General features: G+C 72.4%; 8 protein-coding genes and 1 pseudogene. 4 read left to right on the forward strand and 5 right to left on the reverse strand.

All coding sequences use genetic code 11. The annotated features are described in order from the left end of the window. A partial coding sequence (locus B7767_RS22055) for a hypothetical protein (RefSeq protein ID WP_085573723.1) occupies positions 1 to 793 on the forward strand: 793 nt, incomplete at its 5' end. A 22-nt stretch (positions 794 to 815) separates the two neighbouring features. Here the strand turns inward: B7767_RS22055 and B7767_RS22060 are convergent. Then, on the reverse strand, positions 816 to 1,031 hold the full coding sequence (locus tag B7767_RS22060; RefSeq protein WP_085573724.1) for a hypothetical protein: 216 nt from the start codon (positions 1,029 to 1,031) through the stop codon (positions 816 to 818). Positions 1,032 to 1,182: 151 nt separating this feature from the next. After that, positions 1,183 to 1,656, reverse strand: a complete 474-nt coding sequence (locus tag B7767_RS22065) for a DUF2269 family protein (protein ID WP_085573725.1) — start codon at positions 1,654 to 1,656, stop codon at positions 1,183 to 1,185. Between the two features lie 188 nt (positions 1,657 to 1,844). Between B7767_RS22065 and B7767_RS22070 the strand changes: the two genes are divergently transcribed. Next, complete coding sequence (locus tag B7767_RS22070) at positions 1,845 to 2,804, forward strand: GlxA family transcriptional regulator (protein ID WP_085573730.1); 960 nt, start codon at positions 1,845 to 1,847, stop codon at positions 2,802 to 2,804. Positions 2,805 to 2,825: 21 nt separating this feature from the next. Here the strand turns inward: B7767_RS22070 and B7767_RS22075 are convergent, their stop codons facing one another. The 3 genes from B7767_RS22075 to B7767_RS22085 all read right to left on the reverse strand — a co-directional run bounded on the left by B7767_RS22075 (position 2,826) and on the right by B7767_RS22085 (position 6,144). Beyond that, the gene (locus tag B7767_RS22075) at positions 2,826 to 3,083 is read right to left on the reverse strand and encodes a DUF5133 domain-containing protein (RefSeq protein ID WP_085573729.1); all 258 of its coding nucleotides are present in this window, start codon (positions 3,081 to 3,083) and stop codon (positions 2,826 to 2,828) included. A 313-nt stretch (positions 3,084 to 3,396) separates the two neighbouring features. Then, positions 3,397 to 5,163 carry an ABC transporter ATP-binding protein gene (locus tag B7767_RS22080; RefSeq protein WP_085573726.1) on the reverse strand — a complete coding sequence of 589 codons (1,767 nt, stop codon included), beginning with the start codon at positions 5,161 to 5,163 and terminating at the stop codon, positions 3,397 to 3,399. A gap of 123 nt (positions 5,164 to 5,286) precedes the next feature. Beyond that, positions 5,287 to 6,144 carry an aldo/keto reductase gene (locus B7767_RS22085; protein WP_085573727.1) on the reverse strand — a complete coding sequence of 286 codons (858 nt, stop codon included), beginning with the start codon at positions 6,142 to 6,144 and terminating at the stop codon, positions 5,287 to 5,289. 218 nt (positions 6,145 to 6,362) lie between these two features. Here B7767_RS22085 and B7767_RS22090 point away from each other — a divergent pair, with 218 nt between their 5' ends. Together B7767_RS22090 and B7767_RS48210 are read left to right on the forward strand one after the other, a co-directional pair. Next, positions 6,363 to 6,776, forward strand: coding sequence for a VOC family protein (locus B7767_RS22090; protein ID WP_085573728.1), 414 nt, complete (start codon positions 6,363 to 6,365; stop codon positions 6,774 to 6,776). A 132-nt stretch (positions 6,777 to 6,908) separates the two neighbouring features. After that, positions 6,909 to 7,005 (forward strand): annotated as a pseudogene (locus B7767_RS48210) (gfo/Idh/MocA family oxidoreductase); the annotation flags it as partial.

Below are 7,005 nucleotides of genomic sequence, written 5' to 3' on the forward strand. Positions count from 1 at the left end.
CGGCGGGCTGCGGTCCGTGTGGGTGCGCCGGCCCGGCACGCCGGCCGGGCGCGCGCCGCAGCCGTCCGCGTGGCTGACCGAGGAGGCCTCGCAGGCGCTCTACGGCATGCTGCGCGGCTGTGACGCGCGCTGGATGAACCATCCGGACGCGGCCCGGCAGGCCCGCCACAAGCCGTGGCAGCTGCGGCTGGCCCAGCGCTGCGGCCTGCCCGTTCCGGCCACGGTGATCACCACGTTCCCGCGCGCCGCGCGGGAGTTCGCGGAGCGCTTCCCCGACCTGGTGGTCAAGCCGGTGTCGGGGGCGCATCCGCAGGACCCGCCGCGGGCGGTGCCGACCAGCAGGGTGGCGCCGGACACGGACTTCTCCGCGGTCGCGTTCGGGCCGACGCTGCTGCAGCGGCGGATCGCCAAGCGGGCCGACATCCGGCTCACCGCGGTGGGAGAGCGGCTGCTGGCGGCCCGCAAGGCGGCGCGGCCGGACGCGGATCCGGACGAGGTGGACGTGCGTTTCGCCGCCCCCGGACCGCCCTGGGAGCCGGTCGAGGTCCCGGCGCGCACCGCCGACGCCGTACGCGCGTATCTGCGCCGGTCCGAACTGGCGTACGGCGCTTTCGACTTCGCCGAGGACGCGGACGGGACCTGGTGGTTCCTGGAGTGCAACCAGTCGGGACAGTTCGGGTTCGTGGAGGTGGAGACGGGGCAGCCGATCGCCCGGACCATCGCCGAGTGGCTGTCCCGCCCCGTTCCCGACGAACCCGCCGAGCTCGACGAGGCGGGCAGCACGGTGCGGTGAGGGGCCCGTCACCGCGCGGGGCTCAGTGCGACCGCGGTCCCGGCAGCAGGGCGGTGCGCTGCCAGCCGTTGCCCGGGGAGTGCGGCCGGTCGAGGCCGGGGGCGTAACCGGGGGACTGCAGGGGCCGCATGACCAGCTCCAGCTCCCTGCTCACGCGTTCGGCCTCACGGCGCACCTGTGCGGGCACGTCGCCGCACTCCGCGATGAGTCGGTCGTAGATGGGGGAATCCTGGAACACCCGTCAACGTGCCTTTCTGCTCGTCGGCCCCGATGCGGGACGCGAGTGCAGAGTCTAGGCGGCCGGTCCTCCCCGAGGGGGAATTCCCCGGTACGACGGACCACGGAACGGGCATTGCGGAAGTGTGTGACGGTTCAGGCATTCCGATCGGTCAGGCGCCCGTCGTGGAGCCGGGGCGGACGATCATCAGGACGGTGACGGTCGCCCACAGCAGGTTGAACACCCCGGTGAGCATGGCGAGTCGCACCGTGTCCTGCCGGTCGACGGGCCGGCCCTCCCCCAGCCGTTCGACGATCTCCTCCTGCCGGGGCAGCACGAAGGCGAGCAGGATCCCGGCGGCGGCCGCGGTGAGGCCGATCGAGGTGACGAGCCAGCCGTCGTCCAGGACGCCCATCGCCAGGGCGGTGGCGAGGCCGAGGACGGGCACCGCGATCCCCATGCGAGCGTAGACCCCGCAGATGCGGTGGAGCAGTGTGACGGTGGTCACGGCCGTTGCGACGGGTCCGCCGGCCCCCGCCGGGGCGGCGCGGCGCGCGGCCGGCGGGAACATGCTGGCCGCGACGGTGACGGGACCGACGGCGACGATGGCGGCCAGGACGTGGAGGGACAGCAGGAGCTTGGTCACCGGGACTCTTTCCATGTGTGATCGGCGGTGCCGGGCTCACGTTAGGAGCCCGCCGGGTGATCACCCAGGGGCTGAAACGACAGGTTCCAACGGGTTCCCGCCAACACCGCTCACCTCGGCTCGTGCTTCCTCGTCTCTCCGTTGCCCCGGTTCCGGCGGGTGGCGGGAATCCGCCTATCGTGGCGGTCATGCACTCCGTGGCGATTCTGGTTCTCGATGGGGTGGTGCCGTTCGACATGGCGGCGCCCATGCAGGTCTTCGACTGGACGCGGCTGCCCGACGGCCGGCACCCCTACCGGGTCCGGCTGTGCGCCGAGCGGCCGGAGGTGCTCGCGGACGGCGGTTTCACCCTGCGCGTCGACCGTGGGCTCCAGGCGCTGGCGGACGCCGACACGATCATCGTCCCGGGCCGCGCCGAGGGCGCGTCCCCGCTCTCCCCCTCCGTGCTCACGGCGCTGCGCGAGGCGGCCGCGGCGGGCACCCGGATCGCCTCGGTGTGCGTGGGCGCGTTCGTGCTGGCGGAGGCCGGGCTGCTGGACGGGCTGCGCGCCACCACGCACTGGGTGGCCGCCGGGCAGCTGGCCCGCGCCTTCCCGGCCGTCGACGTGCAGCCGGACGTGCTCTACGTCGACAACGGGCAGATCCTCACCTCGGCAGGCGCCGCCGCCGCGCTGGACATGTGCCTGCACATGATCCGCCGGGACCTGGGATCGGCCGTGGCCGCGAACGCCGCCCGGATGTCGGTGATGCCGCTGGAACGGGAGGGCGGCCAGGCCCAGTTCATCGTGCACGAGCACCCGCCCGTGCCCCGTGGGTCGGATCTGGAACCGCTGCTGGACTGGGTCGAGGACAACCTGGCGCACGAGGTCACCCTCGGGGCGATGGCGGCGCGCGCCGGCATGAGCGAGCGCACCTTCAGCCGCCGGTTCCGTGAGCAGACGGGCACCACGCCGTTGCAGTGGCTGCTGCGGGCGCGGGTGCGGCGCGCCCAGTACCTGCTGGAGAACAGCGATTACACGGTCGAGCGGATCGCCCAGCAGGCCGGGTTCGGTTCGCCCACGGCGTTCCGCGAGCGGTTCCGCAAGGTCGTGGGCACGACGCCGTACGCGTACCGCTCGACGTTCAACGGGCGGCGGGTGAGCGGGTGAGCGGGTGAGCGGCCCGGTGGCTCAGACGGCCAGGGGCAGGCCGCTCTCCCCGTCCGTCTCCGGGGGCCGGCCGGCCGCGGGCCGCGCCCGGTCGAGCAGGTCGTCCGCCAGCGCGATGGCGTCGGGGACGCAGGACGCCCCCGTCATCCCGCAGAGCATGGAGCCGACCTCCTCCAGTTCGCGCGCCGCCGCCGGCGAATACCGTTCCGCCTGAGCTATCCGCAGCGTCGCGTACCGCGTCAGCAGCCGTCTGACGACCTTCGGGTCCGGTACGAGCACGAAGCGCCCCTCTCTGGTTTTCGCTGCGTATGCCCGAACCAGGCGGAAGCACTCATCCCATGTGTCCATGTGGCCGCGATTGACCGAAACCACTCGCATCTTGACCGCGACGACACGGAGCCGAGCGTTTTCCGCCCCCACCGCCCCTTCCCGTCCCACCCGGGGCTGCGCCCCGAACGGGCCTCACCCTCACCACCGGGCAGGCTTGGACACGGCGGAGCCCCCGTCCCCGGCACTGCGCCCCGGGCCCCTTTCAGTCCCGGACGGGTCCGGTCTCGGCGGGGCCCGTCGGTTGTCGGTGGGTTCGGGGTGGTCAGGCCGCCTGGCCGCTGTGCAGTGCCGTGTACGCCCCTCCCCGGCGCAGCAGGTCCTCGTGGGTGCCGATCTCCTGGATCCGGCCGTCCGCCATCACCACGATCCGGTCGGCGCCGCGCACGGTGGAGAGGCGGTGCGCCACGACGAACGTGGTGCGTCCGCGCAGCAGCCGGGCGAGTGCCTCCTGCACCAGCGCCTCCGAGCGGGTGTCGAGCGCCGAGGTCGCCTCGTCCAGGACCAGCACCTTCGGGTCCCGGATCAGCGCGCGGGCGATGGCGAGCCGCTGGCGCTGCCCGCCGGACAGCCGGGCGCCGCGTTCCCCGACGAGGGTGTCGAGCCCCTGGGGCAGCCGGTCGACGAACTCCAGCGCGTTGGCGTCGCGCAGCGCGGCCCGTACCGTCTCCTCGTCGGCGTCGTCCATGCCGTAGGCGACGTTCTCCCGGACGGTGCCGTCGAACAGGATCGACTCCTGGGGCACCACGGACAGGAAGCGCCGGTAGGTGCGCAGGTCGAGGCCGTTCATGTCGGTGCCGTCGAGCAGCAGCCGGCCGGAGGTCGGACGGATGAAGCCGATGACCAGGTTGAGCACGGTGGACTTGCCCGCCCCGGAGGCGCCGACGAGCGCGATGGTCTCGCCCGGGGCGACGTCGAGGGTGAAGTCGCGCACGGCGGGGCGCCCGTCGGTGTCGTACGCGTGGCCGACGCCCTCGAAGGTGATCGCACCGCGCACTCCGTCGACCTCCGTCTTGCCCTCGTTGTCCTCCAGTTCGGGGGCCTGGAGGACCTCGCCGACCGAGCGGACGGACTCCAGGCCCTTGGTGATGACCGGGGCCAGTCCCGCGAGCGTGGTGGTGGAGTTGGTGAGCGTGGTCAGGAAGGCGCTGAGCATCACCACGTCACCGGCGGTGACGTTCCAGACGTCGTAGTACGAGATGAGTGCCGCGCCGGCCAGCACGCTCACGCCGATGACGTTGAGGACGACCCAGGCCAGCGAGCCGAACCGGCCGTTGACCAGGTCCAGGCGCATCCCGGAGGTGAGCAGCCGGTTCAGGGTGCCGTCCATCCGGCGCAACGCCTTGCCCTCCAGGCCGTGGGCGCGGGTGACGGGGATGAGCCGGGTCATCTCCGTGACCCGGGAGGACAGCGTCTCCACCTCGTGGCGGAAGTGCTCGTTGTGCGTGCGCAGTCTGGCCCGCAGCTTGGCGACGAGCAGGGCGGCGGCGGGCACGACGATCAGGAAGACGGGGAGGAACTCGGGGGTGCGGATCGCGATGATGACGAGCCCGCCGGTGAGGACGGTGAGCGCGCCGAGCCCGTTCTCCGCGGTCTGCTGCACCATCTGCTCGACGGTCTCCACGTCCCGGACGACCTTGGCCTGGAGCACGCCGGCGCTGACGCGGGAGTGGTAGCCGATGGAGAGCTGCTGCATGCGGGTGCACAGCGCGGAGCGCAGGGCGGTGCCCATGCGGCGGACGCTGCCGTACAGCAGCCGGACGTACAGCACGTGCAGCGGGTAGTTGACCAGCAGGATGAACATGATGACGCCGGTGCTGGTCCACAACCGGGATATCGGCTGGTGCTGCACGACGGTGTCGATGATGGACGCGGTGATCAGCGGCAGCAGCCAGATCGGGCTGTGCTTGACCGTGAAGACGACGACGGCGGCGGCGAGCCGGCCGCGGTCGGCGCGGAACAGATAGGCGAGGGTGCGGATCGGGTGCTCGCCGCGGTAGCGGTGGTCGAGCGGTCTTTCCAGCGACGCCATGGGTGGGGTCCTCCACTGTGAGCCTTGTTCAGCAAGCGCTTTCTCCTCTTGCGTGCCAGGAGTACACCAGGCACATGAGGTGCCCGCCCCCGGCGTCCAGCGCCTGAGACGGGCGGGGTGCGCTCAGCCGGCGTCCAGCTCCGCGAGGTCCTCGGCCGTCAGGACGAGGTCGGCGGCGCCCGCCGAGTCACGGACCGACTCCGGCCGGCTCGCGCCCGGAATGGGGACGACGACCGGTGACCTGGCGAGCATCCACGCCAGGCACACCTGGTACGCGCTCACCCCGTGCGCGCGGGCGATCCGCGCGAACGGGGCGTGTGCCGAGGCGAGTTCACCGGCCCGGGCGATGCCGCCGAACGGGCTGTAGGGCAGGAACGCGATGCCGAGCTCGTCGCACAGGCGCAGCTCCGGCTCACTGGAGCGGAAGCCCGGGGAGAACTTGTTCTGCACGGAGACCAGCCGGTCACCGAGGATCCCGGCGGCCTGCCGGATCTGCTCCGGGTCGGCGTTGGAGACGCCGGCCATGCGGATCTTCCCCTCGTCCAGCAGCTCGCGCAGCGCGCCGACGGACTCGGCGTAGGGGACGCGGGGGTCGGGCCGGTGGAACTGGTAGAGCCCGATGGCCTCCACGCCGAGCCGGCGCAGGGACGCCTCGCACGCCCGCTTCAGGTGCTCGGGGCTGCCGTCCTGGGTCCAGCTGCCGTCGCCGGGGCGCAGGTGACCGCCCTTGGTGGCGACCAGGACGTCGCCGCCCCGGTCGTGGGAGGCGAGGGCCTTGGCGATCAGGGTCTCGTTGTGGCCGGCCTCGCCGGCGTGCAGGTGGTAGGAGTCCGCGGTGTCGATCAGGGTGACACCGGCGTCCAGCGCGGCGTGCAGGGTGGCCAGGGAGCGGGTCTCGTCCGGGCGCCCCTCGATCGACATGGGCATGGCGCCCAGTCCGACGGCGCCGACCTCGACATCACCGATACGGCGGGTGTGCATGTGCGCGTGACCTCTTCCGGCTGTCGTCTCACGATCTCGGAAAGCGCGTACCAGCCTGGCCCCCGCGCGGCCCGAAATCCAATAGAAGAAAGCGAACGCATTCAGCAGACGGGGCACTGAATCGGAACCCCGCCCGCGACACCGCCGCCGCGCGGGCGCCGGTGCCCGGCGTTACGCTGCGCGCAGCCGGCTCTTCGCGGACGTTCCGGGAGGTAATCATGGCCTCGCTCCTCAATCCGTATCTCAGCTTCGACGGGAGCGCGCGGCAGGCACTGGAGTTCTACCAGGAGGTCTTCGGCGGCCGGCTGCGGCTCAACACGTACGGTGACTTCGGCCGGCCCGGAACCGACAACGCCGACAAGATCATGCACGGCATGCTGACCAGCGCGGCCGGCTTCACCCTCATGGGCGCCGACATGCCACCGGGCATGACGTACGTCCCGGGGAACAACTTCGCCGTGAGCGTCAGCGGCGAGGACGGGCCCGAACTGCGCGGCTACTGGGAGAAGTTGTCCGACGGCGGCTCGGTGGCCGTACCGCTGGAGAAGCAGATGTGGGGGGACGTGTTCGGGATGTGCACGGACCGCTTCGGCATTCCCTGGATGGTCAACGTCAACCAGCCCGCGGACTGAGCCGGGCGCCTTGCGGCGAGCGGCCGTTGACACGGCGTTCCGGCAGGGATCACCGTACTGACCGGAGCGCGCCGGCGGAGCGCGCCGGGACACCGGCCGGGCGGCGGTCGCCGCACCGGGAGAGGCGGCGGCATGCGGATCGGACTGCTCGGCACCGGACCCTGGGCGCAGGCGGCCCACGCCCCCGCGCTGAGCGGGCACCCGGACCTCGACCTCGTCGGCGTGTGGG

The organism is Streptomyces sp. 13-12-16 (genome assembly GCF_002114215.1).
In the GTDB taxonomy this organism is placed as follows: Bacteria; Actinomycetota; Actinomycetes; order Streptomycetales; family Streptomycetaceae; genus Streptomyces.

What these genes read in the sequence shown, in the direction of transcription:
- B7767_RS22090 (WP_085573728.1), top strand. Translation starts at nt 6,363, where the DNA reads ATGGCCTCGCTCCTCAATCCGTATCTCAGCTTCGACGGGAGCGCGCGG.
- B7767_RS22070 (WP_085573730.1), top strand. Translation starts at nt 1,845, where the DNA reads ATGCACTCCGTGGCGATTCTGGTTCTCGATGGGGTGGTGCCGTTCGAC.
- B7767_RS22080 (WP_085573726.1), bottom strand. Translation starts at nt 5,163, where the DNA reads ATGGCGTCGCTGGAAAGACCGCTCGACCACCGCTACCGCGGCGAGCAC.
- B7767_RS22085 (WP_085573727.1), bottom strand. Translation starts at nt 6,144, where the DNA reads ATGCACACCCGCCGTATCGGTGATGTCGAGGTCGGCGCCGTCGGACTG.